Origin of the sequence: Rathayibacter sp. KR2-224, from assembly GCF_049446075.1 — a bacterium.
Classification (GTDB): Bacteria; Actinomycetota; Actinomycetes; order Actinomycetales; family Microbacteriaceae; genus Humibacter.
In genome coordinates this window covers 2,359,779-2,383,055 of the sequence record NZ_JBMSEB010000001.1, presented here as the reverse complement: position 1 = coordinate 2,383,055, position 23,277 = coordinate 2,359,779, and the positions used below count along the sequence as shown (strand labels likewise).

Here is a 23,277-nt window from a genome sequence, read left to right as displayed (position 1 = left end):
AGATGCCCCACGGCGCGGCGGGAGGTACCGCTTGGACTAGCCGATCTTTCCGACGGACACGATCTTGCCGCTGTCGACCTTGTAGCCGTACACCGTGGACTGCGCGAGCTCGCCAGTGGAGTCCCACTTGTAGTGCTTGCTCAGGCCGTCCGCGTCGTAGCTCTTGACGAAGTCCTTGAGCTTCGCGCGGTCGGTGTTGCCCTTGTCGATGCCCGTGAGCAGGATGGTGGCCGAGTCGTAACCCTCGATGGAGTAGGTTCCTGGGGCTGCGTTGAACGCCGACTGGTACTGATCCGCGAACGTCTTGATCAGCTCACCCGGGAGGCAGGGGCAGGTGAAGTACGCGTTGTTCGACGCGCTGCCGGCCAGCTTGATGAACTGGTCGTCCTTCACACCGTCGGGCCCGATGAAGATGCCCTTGAAGCCCTTGTTCACGAGCTGCTGGTCGAAGGGTGCGCCCTCCGCGTAGTAGCCCGAGTAGTAGACCGCGTCAGGCTTGGCGTTGATGATCTTGCTGACCGTCGCCGAGAAGTCCTTCTGGCCGGTGGTCACCTTGTCGGTGCCCGCCAGGTTGGATCCGAGCGCCTTCTGCACAGCCGTCGACAGGCCGATGCCGTAGTCGGAGTCGTCCTGCACCACGTAGACCTTCTTGGCCTGCAGCTTGCCGGTGGCGAACTTCGCGGCCGCCGGGCCCTGCACGTTGTCGTTGCCGAGCGCCCGGAAGAAGGTGGTCCATCCGTTCTGCGTGAGGCCGGGGTTGGTGGCCGACGCGGTGATGTGCACCAGGTTCGACTGCTCGAAGATGCCGCCCGTGGCCTTCGACTCGCCGGAGAACGGCAGGCCGACGACGCCGATGATGTCAGGCTCGTTCACGGCCTGCGTCACGACGCCGGGCGCCTTGCCCGGGTCGCCCTCGGTGTCGAATTTCTTGAACTGCACCTGGCAGTCCGGGTTGGCCTTGTTGTGCTGGTCGACGGCCAGCTGCACGCCGTTGTAGATGTTGATGCCCAGCTGCGCGTTCGGGCCGGTCTCTGCGCCGATGTAGGCGAGCGTCAGCCCACTCGCGCACTTCGCCTTGCCGTCGCCGGCGGGCAGAACTGCGTCTTTCGGAACGTCGATCGATGTCTGCGCGGGCAGGTTGATCTTGCTCGCTCCGGAGGTGGATCCTCCGGTCGACGACTGGTTCACACAGCCGGCGGTCAGGAGCGCGATCGCTGCTGCCGCGGCCAGCGCTCCTATGATCCTCTTGGTTGCCATGGAGATTGCCTTTCAGGTCCTGTGCCGCGGGCAGGTCGGACCCCGCGTTGCACGGTTGCAATGTCCTGAACCGTAGACGAGTCGTGAGAGGCGCCGCAATGTGCAGCCGCGGCATTGTGCCAAATCTTTACAAAGTGCTTACACGCTGAGGCGGCCAAACTTCACCGACTTACGGACAATCTGGGTGTGTTACCGGCCGCTCGTGTCAGCGCTTCAGTGCACGTACTCGAGCAGGTCGCGGCCGACCACGCGCATCCCGTCCATGACGCCGAGGCGAACGGGCAATTCGGCGTCGTCGAACGCGGCGGACACGGCGTATGCCGCTCCGGCGCGCGGACCTCTGAGCACCCCGACCTCGCTGCGCACACCCACGTCGGTGCCCGTCTTGTTCATGAGCAGGAGACCGTGGTCCGGGCCGCGGTGCGCGAGCGGGTCGAGCCCGAAGGCGCTCGCCACCATCGAGAGGTCGTGGTTGAGCGAGAGCCAGCCGACGACGCGTTTGCTCGTACGAGCATCCACGATCTCGCCCCTGGCGAGCGCGGCGAAGAGCCACGCCAGCTCCTTCGCGCTGCCGACCGACAGCTGCGGGGCGTCATCGGGCCCCCGGTGGTCGCGCACGAGATCGAGCATCGCCGTCTGCCGCAGGCCCAGCTGCTCGGTGCGCGCGCTGACCGAATCGAGGCCGATGCGACGAAGCAGCACGTTGGTGGCGAGGTTGTCGCTCGCTGCGCCGACGAGTGCGGCGAGGTCGGCGAGCGGAAGGGCGGGAACCGCGAGGTGCTGCCAGATTCCGGAGTCGCCGACGGCATCCGTCTGCAGCCTGTCGATGAGGTTCAGCGCGCTGGTGTCGCGCGACTCGAGGCGAGCCGCCACCTCGATGAGCAGCAGCACCTTGCCGATGGATGCCGTCGGCATGACCACGTGGTCGTCGACCGAGAACAGCACGGTTCCGCTGGTCAGATCGATGGCCCTGGCGGACACCTGCGCGCCCGAGAGCGCCAGCTCACCGAGTGCCGCGAAGCCCTTGCTGAAGCCGTCGCCCGGCTCGTGCCCGCGGTGTTTGCCGCGACGACCGCCCGCATTCTTGGATCGGCGTTCCGAGCCTTGGACGGGCGCGCTCACGGTCTGATCGGTCCTCGAAGGTCACTCTGCTGGATGGATGCCGTTGAATGGATGCCGCGCCCCCCGCCGCGTCATCCGGTGATGTACAACATCCAACCACGCGATGCTGTGTGTTGCCGTGGTCCGAGCTGTCTCCATCAGGGGTTGTGGGGGCCGGGATCGTGGGGCGCGTCGCGGGGCGGGAACCGGCGGTTCTCGCACGTTCCGGACGGATGGGCGCCTACCGCGGACGCTGAGTCAGGTGGACCACCTGGCGGCCGGCCAGAGTGGAAACGTGACGACCGATACCGCTTCCGTGCAGGCAATCTCCCCCGCATCCCGATCGCAGCAGCGCACCCGATGGGCGGCGCTGTTCGTCATGCTGCTGACGAGCTTCGTGCTCGTCACGGCGGAGTTCCTCCCGTCCGGCGTGCTGACCGCGATGGCAGCCGAGCTGGGCGTGACGCCCGGACAGGCCGGGCAGACCGTCACGGTCACCGCGTTCATCGGATTCCTCGCCGCGCCGACGCTCGGCATCCTCATTCCACGGATGGACAGGCGCACCCTTCTCGTGCTCGTCGCGATCGTGGCGGCGGTTTCCAACCTCGCCGTGGCCGTTGCACCGTCGCTGTGGCTCCTGCTCGTGGCGCGATTGCTCATCGGTGTCGCGATCAGCGGGTTTTGGTCGATGTCGCTGACGGTGGCCGCGCAACTGGCCAGTCCTGACCATCTCGGGCGCGCGATGACCGTCGTGAGCGCCGGAATGACGCTCGCGGTCGTGGCCGGAGTGCCCGTCGGCGTGTATCTGACCCAGATCATCGACTGGCGCGGCGTGTTCCTCGCGGCCGCTGCGCTGACCGCGCTCGTCGCGGTGGCGCTGCGGCTGACGCTGCCCCGCATCGCGCCCGCTCAAGCGTCGAGCCTGCGGATCCTCGCGGATACCCTGCTGCGCCGGGGCGTTCGGCAGGGGCTTGCCGGCCACGTGCTCGTCGTGCTCGGGCACTTCATGGCGTACACGTTCATCCGGCTCGCCCTCGATCAGGTGCCCGGCCTCGACACGTCGTTCGCGGCGGCGCTGCTCGTGGTGTTCGGCATCGGCGGTGTTGTCGGCAACCTCGTCGTCGGCGCTATCGCCGACCGCCACCTTGCTCTGCTGCGCTACCTGCAACCCGCGCTCATCGCGGCCGCCATCGCGCTGACCGTCGTCGGACGGGGATCCGTCATCGCCATCGCTGCCGCAGTCGTGGTGTGGGGCTTCGGGTTCGGCGCGTGGCCGGCGGTCATCAACACCTGGGCCGCGAGGTACGTTCCGGACCGGCTCGAGGCGGCCGGCGGGCTGGTGGTGGCCGGGTTCCAGCTGGCCATCACGCTCGGCGCGGGAGTCGGCGGCATCCTCGTCGACAGCATCGACGTGCGTGCGACCTACGTCGTAGCGGTCGTGGTCGTTGCTGCCGGTGCCGTTCTGTTCGGAAGCGCGGGCCGGCGGCGCTCAGCGCTGGGCTGAGATCGCGAAGGGCGCGTTATGCGCGGCCTTCTGGCGCCAGGCGGACGGCGCCCACCCGGTGTGCCTGCGGAAGGCGCGGCTGAATCCCGCGTCGGAGTCGTAGCCGAGCATCCTGGCGGTCTCGCTCACGGTGAGGCCGTCCTTGGACAGGTAGGACATGGCGGCGTCCATGCGGACCTGGGTGAGGTAGCTCGCGGGCGACTGACCAACCTGCGTGCGGAACCGCTCGGCGAAGATGGTGCGGGACATAGCGGCCACGGCAGCCAGGCGCCCGACCGTCCACTGGTGCCCCGGGTCCTCGTGGATGGCGTCGAGCACGCGGGCCACGAACGGGTCCTCCACGGGCTCGAGCCAGCCGGCTGGCGCGCAGTCCCCTTCGGCCCAGGCCCTGATGGCGACCGCGATGATCGTGGTGGCCATGCGGCCACAGATCACGCTGTCGCCTGCGCGGTGCCGATCGGTCGGTGAGAGGCGGCCCATGCGCGACGCCAGGAGGTCTATCGCCGGATCGAGCTCTGCCAGCCGGTTCACGCCGATGAGTTCCGGCAGCAACTCGAGACCGCGCGTTGGACCCGCAGCTCGAAGGCGCGTCACGATGATCTCGCCCGGCTCCAGTCCACGCAGCTCGACCGTGTGCCGGCCAGGCGTGAACACGACATCGCCCGCTCCGATCGTGAGCGACACGGCTTGAGGCCCGCTCGAACTCACCCGCGCCGAGCCCGCGGCGACGTAGCCGAACGTGGCTCCGCGGGAGGCAAGGGTCACACCGACGGCGAGCGTCATGCGATGGGATACCTCGACCTGCCATTCGAGCGTCGACAGCAGTTCGTCGAGCGTCGCCGGAGAGCTCGTCGCGGTGATCGTCACCTTGGCGAGAACAGGAGCTTGGCGGTTGCTATTCCACAGCCATGAGAACGGGAGCCCGGCCATCGCCGGGCGCCGCCTGCCGAACAGCGCAGGCAGGACAGGACGACCGGGACAGGCGCGTGGTCACCAGATACGAACGCGCTGCTCCGGATCCAGCCACGCGGCATCCGTCTTCTGCACGTCGAAGGCGTCGTAGAAGGCGTCGAGGTTGCGCACGATCTGGTTGCACCTGAACTCGTTCGGCGCGTGCGGATCGATCGCGAGGAGGCGCACGACCTCCTCGTCGCGGCCCTTCTGCTGCCAGGCCTGCGCCCAGGAGAGAAAGAACCGCTCCGCTCCTGTGAGGCCGTCGATGGCCGCAGGTTCCGCGCCCTCCAGCGAGAGGAGGTATGCCTTCCATGCGATGCCGAGTCCGCCGAGGTCGCCGATGTTCTCGCCGACGGTGAGCGCCCCGTTCACGTGGTGGTCGGGCACCTGGGCCGGGGCGAGCGCGTCGTACTGGGCGATGAGCGCCTCTGTGCGCTTCTCGAACGCCTTTCGGTCGGCGCCGGTCCACCAGTCGGCCAGCTTGCCGTCGCCGTCGAACTTGGAGCCCTGGTCGTCGAACCCGTGCCCGATCTCGTGCCCGATGACCGCGCCGATCGCGCCGTAGTTCGCCGCGTCATCCCTGTCTGGGTCGAAGAACGGGAACTGCAGGATCGCCGCGGGGAACACGATCTCGTTGAAGCCCGGGTTGTAGTACGCGTTGATGGTCTGCGGCGTCATGAACCATTCGTCACGGTCGATCGGCTTGCCGACCTTGCCCAGCTCGCGATGGAATTCGAACTCCGCCGACCTGCGCACGTTGCCGATCAGGTCGGTGGGGTCGATGACGAGCGCCGAGTAGTCGCGCCACTTCACCGGGTAGCCGATCTTCGGCGTGAACTTCGCGAGCTTGTCGAGCGCGCGGTTGCGAGTCTCCTCGCCCATCCAGTCGAGGGTGCGGATCGAGCGCTCGTACGCCGCGATCAGATTGCCGACGAGGATGTCCATGCGCCGCTTCGACTCGGGCGGAAAGTGCCGGTCGACATAGACGCGTCCGACTGCCTCGCCCATGGCGCCCTCCACGAGCGAGACGCCGCGCTTCCACCGCTCGCGGATCTGCGGAGTACCCGTGAGCGTCCGGCCGTAGAAGTCGAAGTTCTCGTTGACGAACTCGCCGCTGAGGTACGGCGCCGCGTCATGCAGAACCTTCCAGCTCAGCCAGTCCCGCCACTGCGTCAGGCGGTCCTCGGTGAGGAGCGACGCCAGTCCCGCCGTGAAGCTCGGTTGGCGCAGCACGAGTTCGTCGAAGGCGGCATCCGGTGCGCCGAGGGCCTTGCGCCACGCGCCGAGGTCGACTCCGGAAGCGAGTGAAGCGGCATCCGCCCAGGAGTAGAGGTTGTACGTCTTCTCGCTGTCGCGACTCGCCACGTTGTCCCAGTGCTGCCTGGCGATCTCGGTCTCGAGGTCGAACACGTTCTGCGCACGGCGCGGGGCGTCTTGCATTCCGGCGAGCTCGAACATCCGCTGTACGTGCGCCACGTAGGCCGAACGCACCGACGTGAAACGCTCCTCGCGGTAGTAGCTCTCGTCGGGCAGCGAGATGCCGCCCTGCTCCACGAAGACCAGGTAGCGCTCGGGGTCGCCGGGATCGTTGTCGACGAACAGCTGGTAGAAGCCGCTCAGGCCGCTCTTCTCCAGGCGTCCGATGGTCTGCAGCAGGCCGTCGATCGAGTCGACGTTGCCGGCGAGGGCCAGCCTCGAGGTCACGGGTTCCACGCCGAGCTTCTCGATGAGCTCGGTGTTCATGAAGCTCGCGAACAGGTCGCCGAACTTGCGCGCCTCCGTGCCCTCCTTGGCCTCCTGCGCCTCGTCGATGATGTCGCGGACCGCCTTCTCCGACTGCTCGGCCAGGATCATGAACGACCCCCAGCGCGCCTTGTCCGCCGGGATCTCGGTGCGAGCGATCCACTTGCCGTTCACGTGCCGGAAGAGGTCGTCCTGGGGCCGGATGCCCGGATCGAGCTCGTCGAGGAGGATGCCGGAGGCGAGTTCGGATGCCTCGCCGGACGCCGAGTTGTCTACTGGCTTCTGCGCCGCGTCAGTCATGCGCACCAGCCTAGGACCGGATGCTCTGCGCCTCCTATGGAGCCCTCGGACGCAGCCTCTCGGGAATTACGACCGGTGATATGCGTTCACATGATTCGACACCCCGCCATCGGGGCACAAGAGTATTAACCGTCCCCACTCGCTTCCCGCACACGATCCGTGAACGATCACGCCTGCGCGCGGCAGTCGTGACGTGCGGGCATCCAGCAATGACGAAAGAGGCACTCGCAACAATGAGACATCTGAAGGGTGCGGTCGCTGTCGCGGCTGCCGCGGCGCTCCTGCTCACCGGATGCACGGCATCCGGGGCCAAGAGCAGTGGATCGAGTTCGGGAGGAACCCTCACGGTCCTCACGCAGCAGACGCAGATCAACCTCGACCCGGCGAAGAGCCAGAACCTGGCGATCACCACCCTCGGGCTCATCGAGCGCCGCCTGACGACCTGGGACATCGAGCCGGGCAAGCCGGCGAAGGTGGTCCCCGACCTCGCGACGAACACCGGTGTCTCGAGCGACGATGGCAAGACCTGGACGTACACGCTCAAGAGCGGCCTCAAGTTCTCAGATGGCACGCCCATCACCTCGCAGGACATCAAGTACGGCGTAGAGCGTTCCTTCGCGCCCGAGCTCTCCGGCGGCCTGAGCTACCACAAGTCGCTGCTCGTGGGCGGCGCCGACTACAAGGGCCCGTACACCGGCGGCGACCTGGCATCCATCCAGACGCCCGACTCGAAGACGATCGTCTTCCACCTGAACTCGTCGTACGGCGACTGGCCTTGGCTTGCCTCGATGCCTGCCTTCGCGCCCGTGCCCAAGGCGAAGGACGACCCGAAGACCTACGGGGAGAAGCCGGTGGCATCCGGCCCCTACCAGGTGCAGTCGAACAAGAACGGCACCCAGCTCACGCTCGTGCGCAACAAGTACTGGAGCGCCAAGACCGACTCGGTGCGCTCCGGCGGACCCGACGAGATCGTGTACAAGGAGAGTCAGGACGTCGCCACGAGCGCTCAGAGCCTGATCTCCGATGTCGGCAGCGCCAAGACATCCTTCATGGCCGACTACCTCGGCGCCGCGCAGCTCTCGCTCGTGAACAAGAACCCGGATGCCAAGAAGCGGCTCGCGACCTCGCAGGCCGGTCCGATCACGTACCTGGCTATGAACGTCCAGCGCGGTGCGCTGGCCGACCTCAAGGTGCGGCAGGCGATCGAGTACGCCGTCGACCCGAAGGCGTTCATCATCGCTCAGGGCGGCGCCCAGGCGGCGCTGCGTGCGACCACGCTCATCACGCCAGGCATCCCCGGACGTCAGAGCTACGACCTGTACCCCTCGGGTGAAGACGGAAACGTCGAGAAGGCGAAGCAGCTGCTCAAGGAGGCAGGCCACGCCTCCGATCTGAACCTCACCCTCTGGGCGTCGAACGACACCTCCAACCAGGCTCAGGCTCAGGCCCTGCAGCAGGGCTTGCAGCGCGCGGGAATCACCGTGACGATCAAGCCGATGGACCAGACGACCATGTTCACCGAGGCGTCCACGGATGCCAACCCGGACTACGACCTCTTCCTCGGCGGGTGGCAGCCCGACTTCCCGAGCGCGAACGGCAACATCCAGCCGCTGTTCGACTCCAGCCAGATCGGTGGCGGCGGTTACAACTTCTCGCGCTACTCGAACCCCGAGGTGGACTCGCTCATCGCGCAGGCGACCGGCGAGGTAGACCAGAAGAAGGCCGAGTCGCTCTGGGCTCAGGCCGACAAGCGCATCATGCAGGACGCGCCCGTCGTGCCGCTTACCTACGCGAAGCAGTCGTTCCTGCGCGGGGGCAACGTGCAGAACTTCTTCGTCGCCTCGTTCCCGGCATACCCGAACTATCTGAAGGTCACACTGAGCAAGTGACCCAGCAGCACCACGCCGACGTCCTGGCGGTGAACGGACTCTCCGTCTCGTTCGCCGACCAGAACGCCGGCGCATCCGCGCGCACCGTTGTCGACGACGTGAGCTTCACACTGCGTCAGGGCAGGGTGCTCGCGCTCGTCGGCGAGTCCGGATCGGGCAAGTCGGTGAGCGCCATGTCGGTGCTCGGGCTGCTCCCGCCGACGGCGAAGGCCACCGGGAGCATCCGGCTGCAGGGCGAGGAACTCGTCGGAGCGGATGCCGGCACGCTGCGACGCGTGCGCGGGGGCAGGATCGGAACGATCTTCCAGGAGCCCGCGACCGCATTCGACCCGATGTACCGCATCGGATGGCAGATCGGCGAGGCCATCCGCGCGCACAACGGCAGGGTCCCGCGCGGCCGGCTTCACGCGCGCGTTCGAGAACTCCTCGCTGCCGTCGGCCTGCCGGACTCGCGACGGATCGCCAGGTCGTATCCGCACCAGCTCTCGGGCGGCCAGCTGCAACGGGCCATGATCGCCATGGCCATCTCGTGCGAGCCCGTGGCGCTCATGGCCGACGAGCCGACGACGGCGCTCGACGTCACGGTGCAGGCAGGCATCCTCGAGCTGATCCGTTCGCTGCGCGACACCGCGGGTACGGCCGTTCTGCTCATCACGCACGACATGGGCGTGGTGGCGGACCTGGCGGACGACGTCGTGGTGATGCAGGCAGGCCGGGTCGTGGAACGAGCGGATGCCGCGACGCTGTTCGCGCATCCGCAGGCCGAATACACGCGGCAACTGCTCGACGCCGTCCCCAGGCTCGACCGCCTGCGCATCGACGTGCGCAGCCGCGACGAGCCCGCCCCCAGCGGGCCTGCCACCGAACGGCGCGTGGATGATGCGACGGACGTCGCGCGCGACCCCTCGCCCGCGCCAGCCGCCGAAGGGCTTGTCGTCGACGTGCGGAACGCCGTCGTGACCTACGGCGGCGGCTGGGGCCACCCGGGCTTGGCGGCCGTCGACGGCGTCAGCCTCGGAATAGCGGCGGGAACGACCCTCGGCCTGGTGGGCGAGTCCGGCTCCGGAAAGTCCACGCTCGGCCGCGCGCTCGCCGGGCTCGTGCCGCTCAGCTCCGGCTCGATCGCCGTCACCGGGCTCGAGCTCGGCACAGCGTCGGCGCGCGAGCTGCGCGCCGTGAGGCGCGACGTCGGCTTCGTGTTCCAAGACCCGGCATCATCCCTCAACCCGCGCTTCACGGTGGGCCAGGCGATCGCCGAACCCCTCAGGCTGCACACCAAGCAGGATGCCGCGGCGCGGCGCACGCGCGTCGCGGACCTCCTCGACGCGGTCGACCTTCCCCGCGACTTCGCGTCCAGGTATCCGCATGAGCTCTCGGGCGGTCAGCGGCAGCGCGTGGCGATCGCCCGCGCCGTCGCTCTCGAGCCGTCGTTGCTCATCGCCGACGAACCGACGAGCGCACTCGACGTCTCGGTGCAGGCGCACATCCTCGATCTGTTGGCCGAGCTGCGTGGACGGCTGGGCTTCGCGTGCCTGTTCATCAGTCACGACCTCGCGGTCGTGCAGGAGCTCGCGGACGAGGTGGCGGTCATGCGGGCGGGACGCCTCGTGGAGTCAGGTCCCACGACGCAGGTGCTCACGGCGCCGACCCAGCCGTACACGTTGCGGCTGCTCGCCGCGGCTCCTGTGCCCGATCCGCAGGAGCAACGGCGCAGACGCGAGGCGTGGCTCGCGGTCGAGTCGGAGGATGAACAGGCATCCGTTCCGGCCGGCGTCGGTGCCGGCACCGATCTGAACGGCGGTGCGGCATGACGGCGGTGAACACCGTGGAAGGCGAGGCGGTCGTCTCGCGCAAGACGGGCATCCGTCACGTCGTGCGCAGCTTCCGGCGCGATCGATGGGCGAGCGCCGGGGTCATCGTGATCGCCGTGTTCGTGCTCGTCGGCGTTCTCGCGCCGCTGATCACCGGCATCAACGGCCAGAACCCGTACAGCTACCACCTTGGCCTGCTCGACGACTCAGGGGCGCCGAAGGGCTTCGGCGGTGGAATCAGCTGGTCGCACTGGTTCGGTGTGGAGCCGCTCACCGGGCGGGACATGTTCTCGATCGTCGTGTACGGCGCTCGCACCTCACTGGTGGTGGGCGTGAGCGCCACCATCGTCTCCGTGCTGATCGGCGTGCTCGTCGGGCTCAGCACGGGATTCTTCGGCGGCTGGTACGACCGCATCATGAGCAGGGTCGTCGACGTCATCTTCGGCTTTCCCGTGCTCGTGTTCATCATCGCGCTGACCGCTATCGTTCCGAGCTCGTTCCCGCGCCCGCTCTTCATGGTGCTCGTGATCGGGTTCTTCGGGTGGCCGCCCATCTCCCGCGTCATCCGGGGCCAGGTGCTGTCGCTGCGCGAACGCACCTTCGTCGTGGCCTCGACGGCGATGGGCGCCGGCAGCTGGCGCGTGGCGCTGACCCAGGTGCTGCCCAACGTGAGCGCCACGATCATCGTGTACACGACCATCCTCGTGCCCAGCATGATCGGTTTCGAGGCGGCGCTGTCATTCCTCGGCGTCGGCGTTCCGCCGCCGACTCCATCGCTCGGGCGCACGATCGGCGACGCCGTCGGGTGGGTGCAGACCGACCCGATGTACCTCGTGTTCCCCGGCGCAGTGCTGTTCCTGATCACTCTCGCGTTCAACGTCGTGGGCGACGGCCTGCGCGACGCGCTCGACCCGAGGGCGGGCCGCCGATGAGGATGCTCCGTTTCATACTCCTGCGCCTGTTCGGCATGCTCGTGGTGCTGCTCGTCATCGCCGCGGTGACCTACGCGGTGTTCTACCTGCTGCCGACGAACCCCGCACAGCTCAGCTGCGGCAAGCCGTGCACGCCCGACAACCTCGAGCGGGCCAAGGAGTTCATGGGCACGAACCTGCCGTGGTGGCAGCAGCTCTGGGACTTCCTCGCCGGAATAGTGGCCGGCCGCACCTTCGGATCGGGCGACGCCGCGGTGGTCTGCGCTGCGCCGTGCTTCGGATACTCGTTCCAGCAGAACGCCAGCGTGACCGACCTGATCCTCTCCCGGTTCCCGGTGACGGCCTCGATCGCCGTGGGCGCGGCCATCCTCTGGCTTCTCATCGGCGTCGTGGGCGGCGTCATCTCGGCACTGAAGCGCGGGACGGCGATCGACAGAACGGTGATGACGTTGGCCATCGCCGGAGCGTCGGCGCCGAGTTATCTTGTCGGGCTCCTCGCCATCCTCGTGTTCGGCTTCATCCTGCAGTGGCTGCCGACCGGCGGGTACATCCCGTTCACGGAAGACCCCGTGCAATGGTTCCTGCACCTGCTGCTGCCGTGGTTCACGCTCGCCTTCATCACGGCCGCGGTCTACGCCAGGCTCACCAGAGGGCAGATGATCGAGGCGATGGGCGAGGACTACGTGCGCACCGCGAGGGCCAAGGGCCTTCGGGAGCCGCGCGTCGTGCTGGCGCACGGGCTGCGCAACGCGCTCATCCCCGTCGTGACGATCTTCGGCCTCGACCTCGGGGCGCTGCTCGGCGGCGCGCTCATCGCCGAGAAGGTGTTCTCCATGCAAGGCCTGGGGGCCCTGCTCATCGACGCCGTGCACCAGCTCGACCTGCAGCTCGTGGTCGGTTTCACTCTGTTCGCGGCGTTCCTGATCGTGGTCGCGAACTTCGTGGTCGACCTCCTCTACGGATTCATCGATCCGAGGGTGAAGGCGGGCGTCTGACGCTCTCCCATTCCGCCAGCAGCTCGGGCAGCCGCTGCCTGAGGAAGTCGAAGAAGCCGGCCATCTCCACGATGCGCGCTCCCACCGCCGTGTCCGGCCCGCCTGCGGCATCCGGGATGCCCTCGGTGAGGCTGAGCATGGATGCATAGAACCGCTGCTCTGACATGCCCGCCGAGTACCACGCGTTGTCGGGGAGCTCGTAGACATCGCGCCTGCTGCCCGGCTGCGACACCCTGCGCACCATCGCCATGCCCTGCAGATAGCGCACGGCTCCGGAGATGGCTGCGGCGCTGGCATCCAGCCGCTCTGCGAGCTCTGCCGCGGTGAGACCCGTCTCTGCAACGGTCAAGGTGAAGAGCACGCGGCTCGGCATGCGAGGAAAACCGGCGGTCGTCAGGATGGCTGCAGCCCGCTCGGCATAGTCGCGCAGTCTCGCCTCATCCCGCTCCACGAACACCTCCCCTGCCGATTCTGCCGGTTACCGGACCCTCAGTTCGCAACGATCCCCCGCCGCGAGAACGCCAACGCCCCGGCCGCGACGAGCACCACCGCGAGTACCGCCATGATCCACGTGCCGCTCCAGTCGGCTGTGCTGAGCGGAACGGTGGGCGTGTGGTCCGTCGGCGCTATGCCTCGCACCCAGTCAGGAAGCCCGAAGAGGGCCCCGAACTCGCCGATGACGACTCCGATGCCGAACGCCGTCCAGCCCACGGCCGCCGTCGCGCGAGGGAAGACGCCGAACACGAACGCCGTGACCGCCAGGTACACGGCGACAGCAGGCAGCTGCGCGGTGGCGAGTGCGACGGCCTGACCCGCCAGCCTCCCGTCGATCGCCGACAACGCACCGCCCATGACCGCCCCGGACAGAGCGAGGATGACGGCGGATGCCACGACCGCGACGATCACGAACGAGAGATACCAGCGCAGCCGACTCACGGGCGTCGCGAGCACGGTCTCCGCGTTGGTCGCCGCCTCCTCCTGACGCAGCCTGATCACCGTCTGCACCGCGGCGCCGGCGACGAGCAAACCGATCAATGCGGCCATCACGCCGAGGAACACCTCGAGCACGGACCCCGATCCGCTTCCGACCTTCTTGAGCGACGTCTCGATCTCGGGATTGGATGCCACGGCGTCGTTGAGCGTTTTTCCAAGGCCCGCGATGAGAAGTCCGCCGACGACCGCGGCGATTCCCCAGCCGATGATCGATGCACGCTGCAACCGCCACGCCAGCCCCACCGGCCCGCGCAGGATTGCGGGTGCCGACGCCCGTCCGCGCCGTGGAGACACCAGCCCGGACGACGTGTCGCGCACCGACTGGAGCCAGAACGCGACGGCCACGAGCACCGCGGCGAGCGCGATGCTGAGGAGCCCGATCCACCAGTCGTTCTGGGTGAACGGGCGGATGCGCAGTCCCCAGCCGACGGGCGTGAACCACACGGCAGGCGACGGCGTGATGTGCAGCCGATCTGCGGATGCCGTGCCGCCGGCATCCGCTGCGGCATTCAGCACCCAGAACACCGCGATGACGGCGATGGCCCACCCGTTTGCGGCCCGCGAGGTGGAGAAGATCTGCGCGGTGAGAAGGCCGACGCCGAAGAACGCGAGACCCGTGCTGACCAGCGCCCAGCCGAACGCGAGCGATCCTGGCGCGTCGTAACCGGATGCCATGGAGACGACCGCCGCGAGAACCCCCATCGCGAGGTTGAGCACCACGGCGTGGATGACCGTCGCCCACGTCGTGGAGGCCCGGCCGGCTCGGGTCGCCACGATGAGGTCGCTGCGTCCTTGCTCCTCGTCGGCACGCGTGTGGCGTACGGCGGTGAAGGTGTTCATGAAGGCGACGAGCATCATCATGAACGCACCGATCTCGGTCATGAAGAAGGCGCCTGCGGACGCGCCGTCCGGCGCGCCTCGCACCGCGAGCAGCGTGGGGTTCGCCGTGAGCACGGCGACAACGCCGGTGCGAAGCTGGGGTGTGCCGTAGGTCGAGGCCAGCGCAGCGACCACGAACAAGATGCTGAGCGCGATCACGACCACCCACGCCGTGCCGACAACGCGGTCCCGCCTGAGCCGGAACCGCACCAGCGCTCCGAGCGCGTTCATCGCACCCGCTCCAGCGAGCTGTCGGCGGCGTCGATCTCGTCGCCGTAGTGCCGCAGGAACAGCTCTTCGAGCGACGGCGGCGTGATGGTCAATGACTGCACATCGAGTTCCCCGAGGCGCGGAAGCACAGACGCGATGGCCGAGCTGTCGGCCGTGAAGTGGATGCGACCGGACGCCACGGTCACGTCGTGTGCGGCTGGCATGACCTCGATCGCGGACGGGTCGATGCCGTCGGCGGCGAACGACACCTCCGTGCGTGTGAGATGGCGAAGTTCGGCGAGCGTGCCGGACTCGACCGCCTTGCCGGCACGGATGATGGTCACTCCGTCACAGAGTGCCTCCACCTCGGAGAGGATGTGGCTGGAGAGCAGGATGCTCGCACCCTCATCCCGGGCGATGCGGGTCACCTGCTCGGAGAACACCGCCTCCATCACGGGGTCGAGTCCGCTGGTGGGCTCGTCGAGGATGTAAAGCTGCGCGGGCGTCGCGAACGCGGCGACGAGCGCCACCTTCTGCCGGTTGCCCTTCGAGTAGGTACGCGACTTCTTGCGCGGATCGAGCTGGAATGCGTCGATCAGGTGGTCGCGGCGCGAGAGATAGTCGGCCGACTTCGTGTCGGTGCCGCGCAACCGAGCGATGAGATCGACGATCTCGCCGCCTGAGAGGTTCGGCCACAGCGCCACATCGCCCGGCACGTACGCGATGCGCTCGTGCAGGCTGCTCGCCTTGCCCCACGGGTCTTCACCGAACACGCGTACCGATCCGCCTGAGGACCGGATGAGCCCGAGGAGCACTCGGATCGTCGTCGTCTTGCCTGCACCGTTCGGCCCGAGGAATCCGTGCACCTCGCCTTCGCCCACCGTGAGGTCCAGGCCGTCGAGAGCATCGACCCGGCCGAAGCGCTTCTGCAGTCCTCGGGTCTCTATTACTGAGGTCATGGCGGGAACGCTACGCTCATTTCACAAAGTTCTGAATTCTCCTAACGAAATCCATACGCCGAGTTCCGGGCTGGTTTCGATACGGCGACTACGTCGCCTAGTCAACCTGCGGCGGCCGGACGACTGCGTCGCCTACTCAACCAGCGGTGGTCCGGCGCCTGCGATGACTGCTCAAGGCGCGGAGGGTGGCGGGGCGGTCGTGTTGCCGACCCGCAGGACCGAGGTGAACGCGACGGGCTCGGCCTCGCTGCCCTCGAGCATCCGTACTATTGCGCGGCCGGCCGCACGGCCCTTCTCGTATGCGGGCTGCTCGAGCGTCGTCAGCTCGTACGGCCACAGGCCGTCGACTCGCACGCCGTCGAATCCGATGACACTCAGCTGGTCGGGAACGGAGATGCCCAGCTCCTCCGCCGCTCGGATGACGCCGACGGCGAGCAGGTCGCTCTGCGCGATGATCGCGGTCGGCCGTTCCTCAGCCGGCACCGACAGCAGCTCACGAGCCGCACGACGGCCCTCATCGACCTGGCTGCCGGCGGCGGCGTACGCGACGGCATCCGGGAACACTGCTCTGGCACCCTCGAGCCGTTGCAGCGGTGTGGCCGACGAGCTGATGGCGAGCAACTCTTCCGTTACGCGTCCGCGGTGGTGCGCGGCATCCAGCGGCAGCGTGATGATGGCGACGCGCTCATGTCCGAGGTGCTCGAGATGACGCGCACCCCGCTCGGTCGCGTCTCGGTTGTCCTGCTCGATGAGAAGGATGCCCTCGGCCGGGAATCCCTCGATCGCCACCACAGGCAGCCCCCTGTCTCGCAGCGCGGAGATGCTCGCGGCGAGACGGGGTGAGCATCCCATGAGAACCGCCGCGTCGATCGGGGCGTCTTCGACGGTGACGGGATGCATCGGCTGCGCCGGCATGGCCTTGACCCCCGCGAACTGCTGCGCCGGGCCGGCGGCGGCAAGGATCAGAAGCGCGGCATCGATGTGACCGATCTCCTCTGCGATGCCGTCGAACTGCGCGATCTGGATCGGGTCGCGGAATGCCTCCCGCACGCGCTCCTCGAGAACCACGCCGATGATGCCTGAGCGTCCGCGGCGCAGCGAACGGGCACGCGGATCCGGGCCGGCGTAGTGCAGCTCCCTGGCGGCTGCCAGCACGCGTTCCCTCGTCGCCTCCGCCACGGGACCGGATCCGCTGAACGCGAGCGAGGCGGTCGACGCGGAAACGCCGGCCTTCGCAGCGACGTCGGCGAGGGTGGGTCGCGTGGAATCGTGATCGGGCATCCGACTCCCTTCTGCAGCGGACGGGCCGTTCTTGACGGTGCTCATCCGATTCGCTAGCTTAGGCGAATGACCTGGTCGAATCGATTCGACCGTAACACCGCCGACCGGCCCCACGCAGATCGATTCCCATGGCACGCACCGAAACAGCACCCCGAACCCGCACCGCACCTGAACTGCGCGCGTGGCGCAACGCCCTCTTCGTCATCTTCATCGTCAGCGGCCTCTTCCTCTCCAGCTGGGTGTCACGGGTGCCCGGCGTTCGGGACTCGCTGCACCTGAAGACCGACGTCGTCGGCCTCATCCTGCTCGGCGTCTCGATCGGCGCGATCGTCGGTCTCGTGGTTGCACCGCCACTGCAGGCGCGCGTCGGAACGAAGGCGGGCATCGCCATCGTCGTGGTCGCAGCGGCCCTCGGTCTCGCGATCGTGGGATTCGGGGCGACGGTCGCACTGTCATTCCCCGTCGTCGTCGTGGGCCTCGCGCTTCTCGGGCTCGGCAACGGCGCCGTCGACGTGATGATGAACGTCTCGGCGGCCGCCGTCGAGAAGCGCATCGGCCGCACGATCATGCCGTTCATGCACGCCTGCTTCAGCATCGGAACCGTCGCAGGCGCCGGCATCGGTGCCCTCTTCGCGGCGCTCGGCGTCTCGGTCTTCTGGCATTTCACGATCATGACCGTCGTCACGATCATCGCCGGGCTGATCGCCGTGCGCTACGTACCCAACACTCAGGACGTTCTGGATCAGGATGCCGCGGCGCGGGCATCCCTCGACGCATTCGACGACCCGGCGGTCGCCGCAGCACCACGCCGCCGCTCCTTCGGCGAGACGATGAAGGCGCAGCTCATGGTGTGGGCGGACTGGCGGCTCGCGCTCATCGGCGTCGTCATGCTCGGCATGGCGTTCACCGAGGGTTCCGCCAACGACTGGATCGCGCTGGCATCCGTCGACGGCCACGGCCTCAACAACGCGGGCGGCGCTCTCGTGCTCGACGTGTTCGTCGCCGCCATGACTGTCGGGCGGCTGGTCGGCGGCCCGGTCGTCGATCGCATCGGACGCGTCTGGGCCATCCGACTCACGGCAGGCCTCGGCGTGGCGGGGCTGTTGCTCTTCATACTCGTTCCGCTGCCGTGGGCATACGTGGCAGGCGTCGTGCTGTGGGGCGTGGGCGCCTCGCTCGGATTCCCGCTCGGCATGTCGGCGGCGGCCGACGACGAGCAGAACTCCACCGCCAGGGTCTCGGCCGTGGCCATGATCGGCTACCTCGCGTTCCTGGCAGGCCCGCCCGTGATCGGATTCCTCGGCCAGCAGTTCGGCATCCTGAACGCGCTCTACGTCGTGCTCGTGCTCCTCGTGGCGGCGTTCGTGTGTGCTCCGGCGCTGCGCCACCGCGAGCCCAGCCCGGCCAGGCGTTCTCCGGAGCGCCGCTCAGCCTGAGCCCCTGCTAGGTTCCCCGAGCGAATGCGAAACCTCGTCGGCTATCGGTCGAGCGGGGAGTGCGGCCGTGGTGCCGCCATCCGTTAACCTCGAAGGGTGCGGTTGGTTGTTGCTCGATGCTCTGTCGACTACGCCGGACGCCTGAGCGCACACCTTCCGCTTGCCACGCGGTTGCTCGTGCTCAAGGCGGACGGCAGCGTTCTCGTGCACTCCGACGGCGGTTCGTACAAACCCCTGAACTGGATGAGCCCGCCGTGCACGCTCAGCGTCTCCGAACCCGACGAGGTTCAGGCGGATGCCGGTGCGACGGAGGTCTGGACCGTCACCAACGCCAAGACCTCTGACCGTCTGATCGTGAGCGTGCACGAGGTGCTGCATGACTCATCCCACGAGCTGGGCATCGACCCGGGCCTGCAGAAGGACGGCGTCGAGGCGCACCTGCAGAAGCTGCTCGCCGAGCAGATCCACCTGCTGGGCGATGGGCACACGCTCGTGCGCCGGGAGTACATGACGGCGATCGGGCCAGTGGACATCCTCGCGCGCGATGCGCACGGGCGGTCGATTGCCGTCGAGCTGAAGCGCAGGGGCGATATCGACGGGGTCGAGCAATTGACGCGGTACCTCGAACTGATGAACCGGGATCCCCTGCTCGCACCCGTGTATGGCGTTTTCGCCGCGCAAGAGATCAAACCGCAGGCGCGCACGCTCGCAGAGGATCGAGGCATCCGCTGCGTGGTGCTCGACTATGACGAGATGCGTGGAATAGACGATTCGCTCAGCCGGCTGTTCTGATCCCGGCTCTGCTCATCGCTACCGAATGCAGCCGTTAGGCGTTGGCGCGGTATTCCTCGAGCAGCGTGGCGGGAATGCGGCCGCGATCCGAGACCTTGTGTCCGCGCGAGCGCAGCCATTCGCGCACGTGACCGAGGTCTTCCTTGGTGCCCCGTGGGGAGCGCGTGGGAGCGATGGCCGAACGTGTGCCGCGGGCGGCGCGCCTGCCGGACTCGACGAAAGGCTTCAGCGCTTCGCGGAGCCTTTGCGCATTCGCATCGCTGAGGTCGATCTCATATGAGACTCCGTCGAGAGCGAAAAAGACGGTCTCGCCCTTTCCGTCGTCGATTTCCACGCCGTCGATATCGTCGACAAGCACAACGGTCGTTTTCTTGGCCATGCGCTAACCATACGCAATTGCAATAGCCCCGCGAAAGGATGACACGAGTCCGTCAGATATTCCGCTTCTCGTGATGACTAATTCATTCCAGTGGCTCCGCTGCATTCTCGGGGATCAAGGTCGTCCGCCCGGCGCATATTTCCGTCAGCGTTCGGTGCAATGCCGCGCCGTGGATGTCTCCGCGCCTGATCGATAACCGGCGTGCTTGCACTCACCCGATTGAACACATCCGCACCGCCGACTGTGCGGCCGCGCAGTTCAACCCGGATGACACGGCCACGCCCTGAGCCACGAGCGCGTGGAGGCACTGCTCGACAAAACGTCGTAGCATGGCCGGGCCATGACTATCCCGACTTCGATCATGAGCGAACAGAGCCCCGGGACCACTCGTACGTGGTCAGCCGTACTGTTCGATCTCGACGGTACCCTGACCGACTCCGCCCCAGGCATCACGCGATCCCTCGCCGGTGCACTGGAGGAGATCGGCCACCCGGTTGCCGACCCCGACTCCCTCGTCGCGCACGTGGGACCTCCTCTGCACGAGACCTTGCAGGCGCTCGGTCTTGACGAGCGCGAGGCCCACGCCGCCACCGAGGCCTACCGCGCCCGCGCGGACTTCACCGACCTCCACGGCAACGCCGTCTTCCCCGGCATGCTCGGCCTGCTGCACTCGCTGCGCGAGGCGGGCATTCCTGTCGCGCTCGCGACGAGCAAGCCCGTCGGACGTGCAACCCGCATTCTTGAGCACTTCGGTCTGCTGCAGTACTTCGACGTCGTGGGCGGATCCCCCGACTTCGAGAACAACAGCACCAAGGCAGACGTCATCCGCTCCGTTCGTGAGCAGCTCGAGGCGAAGGGCTTCGACACCGACCACCTGGTGATGGTGGGCGACCGCGGCCACGACGTGCTCGGCGCAGAGGCGAACGACATCCCTTCGGTCATCGTCGAGTGGGGCTACGGCTCGCCCGTCGAGGCCGTCGGCGCGATGGCCGTCGTGCACTCGGCGGATCAGCTGCGTCAGCTCCTTCTGCACTAGCCACCAGTACTGGGCTGAGCGCTGCTTCAGCCGGTCACCTGGACAGGCGTTCGACGATGCCCCCGTATAGAGCGGGAAGCCTCACGGCCGCGGGAACTATCGCACGGCGCACCGGCGAACGAGCGGCCCCGACCAGGGCGCCCGTGATCACTCGGAAATCCCGCGTGATGCTGACCCACTCGCGCTCGTAGCGACCGGGGTCCCCCGCCGCCGCCGCAGCGACGGCCGCCTTCGCCTGCGCGATGCCCACGCGAAGTCCTTCACCCGTGAGCGCGTCCACATATCCGGATGCGTCACCGACGAGCAGAACACGCCCGGCCGTGCGCGACCTCGTGCGCTGCAGCAACGGACCTGCTCCGCGCACCTGGCCGAGCTGCGCGCGCGAGTGCCCACCGGCATCCGTGCGCAACAACGCGGCCAGCTCTGGGTCGTCGGCGAGCGCCGACGCCAGGTCCGTGCCGCGCCGACCGAGGAGTGCGACGCCGATCAGCCGGGGGCCGAGGGGCGTCACATACAGCTCGGCATGGCGCGTCCAGTGCACCTCGATGAGGTCCGACCACGGCGCGATCGCATAGTGCCTGCGCAGACCGAACCGGCGAGCGGACGCCCGCTGCGGCCTCCCTGTGAGCCCCGCTAGCTCTCGCACGCGCGAGTGAAGGCCGTCGGCACCGATGACGTAACCGGCATCGAGGGGTTCGAGCGACGGGCCCGAGATCGTGACGTGGTTCGAGTGCTGCGCGAGCGTATCCGCTCGGCCGGCGATCACGCGGATGCCCCGGGCCGCCGCCCTGCGCGCGATCGCTTCGTGCAGCGCCGTGCGTGCGACGCCTCGGCCCTTCCCTTCGGCGAAGCGGTGCTCCGCCCGCGCGGCACCCTGCACGTACGCGACCCCCGCGATGTCGGCTCCGGGCGGATCCACTCCCAGCTCACTGACGAGCCGCCACGCGCCAGGCATGAGCCCCTCGCCGCACGCTTTCTCGATGGGCGCATCTCGCGGCTCGACCACGACGGTGTCGAGGCCGGCCTCTGCCGCGAACAGCGCGCAGGCGAGTCCGATCGGACCGCCGCCCACGATCGCGACCTGTGCGTCGAGCGTCACCCCGCGTGATCCTCTGCGCGCCCCGCTACGGGCTCCGTCACGGCCCCCTGCGCGTCACCCTCTGCGCTGTCGATCGAGACGGCACCTGCGCCGCCGGCGAGGTCCGTGAGGGCGCCGTTCTCGGTGGGGATACGGAATGCCGCCAGCAGCACGGCATTCAGCACGGTGAAGGCTAGCGCCGTGATCCACGCCGTGTGCACGAGCGGCAGGGCGAAGCCCTCGACGACGACCGCTACATAGTTGGGGTGGTGCAGCACGCGGTACGGCCCCCGCCGCACCGCGGACATGCCCGGCACGACGATGACCCGGGTGTTCCACTGCCGGCCGAGCACCGCGATGCACCACCAGCGCAGGCTCATCGCGAGCACGACGAGCGCGAACATGGGCCAGCCCAGCCACGGGATGAACGGAGGCCGCGCGATCCACCCTTCGGCGAGGCATCCGGCCAGGAGCCCGATGTGCAGAAGGACCATGGGGCCGAAATGACCCTTGCCGTACTCACGGCCGCCGCGTGCGAACGACCAGCGGGCGTGGCGCGTGGAGAGCACGAGTTCGGCGATGCGCTCAGCGCCGACCGCCAGGATCAGTGCGCTGTACCAGATCATGCCGCCAGCCCGGGCTCGGCATCTGACCAGTGCAGGAGGACGAGTTCAGCGGTCACGCCGGGCCCGAGCGCGAACAGCAGTCCGGTCTCGCCCGGCGACGGCGTGCGCAGTCTCTCCGCGAGGATGCCGAGCACGGCCGCCGAGGACTGGTTGCCTGCCGAGGCGAGCGCCCGCCAGCTCGGCTCGAGCGAGGCATCCGTCAGGCCGAGGGCCGTGGCGAACGCCTCGAGCACCTTCGGTCCGCCCGGATGCGCCAGCCAGGTGTTCACGTCGCTGACGGTCAATTCGTTGGCCCCCAGCAGCGCGTGTACGTCGTTGGCGAAGTGCCGCCCGATCACGTCGGGTACCCCCGCGCTCAGGACGATGCGAAAGCCGGTTCCGCCGATGTCCCAGCCGATCACATCCTCGGTCTGGGGGTACAGGCTGCTCCTCGTGTCGACCACGTCGGGGCCGGTGATCCCCTTCTCGCGCGCGTAGGCATCCCCCACCACGACCACGGCGGCGGCTCCGTCGCCGAACAGACCACTTGCAACGATGTTGGCCATCGAGTCGTCGCCACGCTGCACCGTAAGCGAGCACAGCTCGACGGAGACGAGTACGGCGACGTCGTTCGGATGCCCCACCAGATAGTCGTGCACGCGCGCCAGTCCTGCCGCGCCCGCCACGCATCCGAGCCCGAACGACGGCAGCCGCTTCACGTCGCTTCGCATGCCGACCCTGCTCACGAGCTGCGCATCGATCGACGGAGCGGCAACGCCGGTCACCGACGTGAACAGCACGAAATCCACCTCGTCTGCGCGGATGCCCGCAGCAGCGAGCGCGTCTCGCGTCGCCTGCTCGGCCAGGTCCGTTCCCGCCGTGATGAACAGGCCGTTGGACTCGTGGAAGGACTGCAGCCGGGCGTACTCGTCAAGCTCCATTACGAGGTTGCGCGTCTGAACCCCGGCGGATGCGTGGATGCGCCGCAGCAATGCGGCCCGCGACGGATCGTGAGTGAGCAGCGGCTCGAGCACCCTCGTGATCTCCGCCTGCGAGTAGCGGTGAGCTGGGACGGCCGGCGCGGCCGCCGCGATACGGGACACAAGGGGCAAGCTATCACCGGGCTCCCGCCTCGGTCAGGGG

General features: G+C 68.0%; 20 protein-coding genes. 8 read left to right on the top strand and 12 right to left on the bottom strand.

Annotated features, from left to right (window positions below; all coding sequences use genetic code 11):
• Positions 1 to 36 precede the first annotated feature (36 nt).
• A complete protein-coding gene (locus ACO2Q7_RS10960; RefSeq protein ID WP_423355636.1) occupies positions 37 to 1,257 on the bottom strand; it encodes a branched-chain amino acid ABC transporter substrate-binding protein in 1,221 nt (406 codons plus the stop codon).
• A gap of 213 nt (positions 1,258 to 1,470) precedes the next feature.
• Complete coding sequence (locus ACO2Q7_RS10955) at positions 1,471 to 2,379, bottom strand: serine hydrolase (protein ID WP_423355635.1); 909 nt, start codon at positions 2,377 to 2,379, stop codon at positions 1,471 to 1,473.
• Positions 2,380 to 2,653: 274 nt separating this feature from the next.
• On the opposite strand from ACO2Q7_RS10955, the gene ACO2Q7_RS10950 reads away from it, so the two are divergent.
• On the top strand, positions 2,654 to 3,862 hold the full coding sequence (locus tag ACO2Q7_RS10950; RefSeq protein WP_423355634.1) for an MFS transporter: 1,209 nt from the start codon (positions 2,654 to 2,656) through the stop codon (positions 3,860 to 3,862).
• On the opposite strand, the gene ACO2Q7_RS10945 is transcribed toward ACO2Q7_RS10950, so the two are convergent.
• On the bottom strand, positions 3,848 to 4,729 hold the full coding sequence (locus ACO2Q7_RS10945) for an AraC family transcriptional regulator (RefSeq protein ID WP_423355633.1): 882 nt from the start codon (positions 4,727 to 4,729) through the stop codon (positions 3,848 to 3,850). The two genes, ACO2Q7_RS10950 and ACO2Q7_RS10945, sit on opposite strands and share 15 nt — an antisense overlap.
• Before the next feature lie 123 nt (positions 4,730 to 4,852).
• Complete coding sequence (locus ACO2Q7_RS10940; protein WP_423355632.1) at positions 4,853 to 6,859, bottom strand: M13 family metallopeptidase; 2,007 nt, start codon at positions 6,857 to 6,859, stop codon at positions 4,853 to 4,855.
• Between the two features lie 233 nt (positions 6,860 to 7,092).
• Between ACO2Q7_RS10940 and ACO2Q7_RS10935 the strand changes: the two genes are divergently transcribed.
• The 4 genes from ACO2Q7_RS10935 to ACO2Q7_RS10920 are packed head-to-tail and all read left to right on the top strand — an operon-like array spanning position 7,093 to position 12,486.
• Positions 7,093 to 8,748, top strand: coding sequence for an ABC transporter substrate-binding protein (locus ACO2Q7_RS10935; RefSeq protein ID WP_423355631.1), 1,656 nt, complete (start codon positions 7,093 to 7,095; stop codon positions 8,746 to 8,748).
• Entirely contained in the window at positions 8,745 to 10,559 is a 1,815-nt protein-coding gene (locus tag ACO2Q7_RS10930; RefSeq protein ID WP_423355630.1) for a dipeptide ABC transporter ATP-binding protein, read from the top strand. Before ACO2Q7_RS10935 ends, ACO2Q7_RS10930 begins: the two co-directional genes overlap by 4 nt.
• The gene (locus ACO2Q7_RS10925; protein WP_423355629.1) at positions 10,556 to 11,491 is read left to right on the top strand and encodes an ABC transporter permease; all 936 of its coding nucleotides are present in this window, start codon (positions 10,556 to 10,558) and stop codon (positions 11,489 to 11,491) included. The genes ACO2Q7_RS10930 and ACO2Q7_RS10925 overlap by 4 nt, the downstream gene beginning before the upstream one ends.
• Complete coding sequence (locus ACO2Q7_RS10920) at positions 11,488 to 12,486, top strand: ABC transporter permease (RefSeq protein ID WP_423355628.1); 999 nt, start codon at positions 11,488 to 11,490, stop codon at positions 12,484 to 12,486. Before ACO2Q7_RS10925 ends, ACO2Q7_RS10920 begins: the two co-directional genes overlap by 4 nt.
• Here ACO2Q7_RS10920 and ACO2Q7_RS10915 read toward each other — a convergent pair.
• The 4 genes from ACO2Q7_RS10915 to ACO2Q7_RS10900 form a co-directional block, all read right to left on the bottom strand.
• Positions 12,455 to 12,937, bottom strand: coding sequence for a GbsR/MarR family transcriptional regulator (locus tag ACO2Q7_RS10915; RefSeq protein ID WP_423355627.1), 483 nt, complete (start codon positions 12,935 to 12,937; stop codon positions 12,455 to 12,457). The genes ACO2Q7_RS10920 and ACO2Q7_RS10915 overlap by 32 nt on opposite strands.
• Before the next feature lie 38 nt (positions 12,938 to 12,975).
• On the bottom strand, positions 12,976 to 14,589 hold the full coding sequence (locus tag ACO2Q7_RS10910) for an ABC transporter permease (protein ID WP_423355626.1): 1,614 nt from the start codon (positions 14,587 to 14,589) through the stop codon (positions 12,976 to 12,978).
• Positions 14,586 to 15,527 carry an ATP-binding cassette domain-containing protein gene (locus ACO2Q7_RS10905; RefSeq protein WP_423355625.1) on the bottom strand — a complete coding sequence of 314 codons (942 nt, stop codon included), beginning with the start codon at positions 15,525 to 15,527 and terminating at the stop codon, positions 14,586 to 14,588. The genes ACO2Q7_RS10910 and ACO2Q7_RS10905 overlap by 4 nt, the downstream gene beginning before the upstream one ends.
• 171 nt (positions 15,528 to 15,698) lie before the next feature.
• Positions 15,699 to 16,853, bottom strand: coding sequence for a LacI family DNA-binding transcriptional regulator (locus ACO2Q7_RS10900; protein WP_423355624.1), 1,155 nt, complete (start codon positions 16,851 to 16,853; stop codon positions 15,699 to 15,701).
• Positions 16,854 to 16,936: 83 nt separating this feature from the next.
• Here ACO2Q7_RS10900 and ACO2Q7_RS10895 point away from each other — a divergent pair, with 83 nt between their 5' ends.
• Positions 16,937 to 18,244, top strand: coding sequence for an MFS transporter (locus ACO2Q7_RS10895; protein WP_423355623.1), 1,308 nt, complete (start codon positions 16,937 to 16,939; stop codon positions 18,242 to 18,244).
• Between the two features lie 96 nt (positions 18,245 to 18,340).
• Entirely contained in the window at positions 18,341 to 19,036 is a 696-nt protein-coding gene (gene nucS / locus ACO2Q7_RS10890) for an endonuclease NucS (protein ID WP_423355622.1), read from the top strand.
• Between the two features lie 34 nt (positions 19,037 to 19,070).
• On the opposite strand, the gene ACO2Q7_RS10885 is transcribed toward nucS, so the two are convergent.
• A complete protein-coding gene (locus tag ACO2Q7_RS10885; protein WP_423355621.1) occupies positions 19,071 to 19,415 on the bottom strand; it encodes a histone-like nucleoid-structuring protein Lsr2 in 345 nt (114 codons plus the stop codon).
• A gap of 361 nt (positions 19,416 to 19,776) precedes the next feature.
• Between ACO2Q7_RS10885 and ACO2Q7_RS10880 the strand changes: the two genes are divergently transcribed.
• Positions 19,777 to 20,451 (top strand): HAD hydrolase-like protein, encoded by a 675-nt coding sequence (locus tag ACO2Q7_RS10880; protein ID WP_423355620.1) that lies wholly within the window; start codon positions 19,777 to 19,779, stop codon positions 20,449 to 20,451.
• Between the two features lie 34 nt (positions 20,452 to 20,485).
• On the opposite strand, the gene ACO2Q7_RS10875 is transcribed toward ACO2Q7_RS10880, so the two are convergent.
• From ACO2Q7_RS10875 to ACO2Q7_RS10865, 3 genes are read right to left on the bottom strand one after another with little or no spacing between them, the layout of a single operon-like run.
• Positions 20,486 to 21,550 (bottom strand): NAD(P)/FAD-dependent oxidoreductase, encoded by a 1,065-nt coding sequence (locus ACO2Q7_RS10875; RefSeq protein ID WP_423355619.1) that lies wholly within the window; start codon positions 21,548 to 21,550, stop codon positions 20,486 to 20,488.
• A complete protein-coding gene (locus ACO2Q7_RS10870; protein WP_423355618.1) occupies positions 21,547 to 22,155 on the bottom strand; it encodes an isoprenylcysteine carboxyl methyltransferase family protein in 609 nt (202 codons plus the stop codon). Before ACO2Q7_RS10870 ends, ACO2Q7_RS10875 begins: the two co-directional genes overlap by 4 nt.
• A complete protein-coding gene (locus ACO2Q7_RS10865) occupies positions 22,152 to 23,237 on the bottom strand; it encodes a type III polyketide synthase (protein ID WP_423355617.1) in 1,086 nt (361 codons plus the stop codon). Before ACO2Q7_RS10865 ends, ACO2Q7_RS10870 begins: the two co-directional genes overlap by 4 nt.
• Between the last annotated feature and the right edge of the window lie 40 nt (positions 23,238 to 23,277).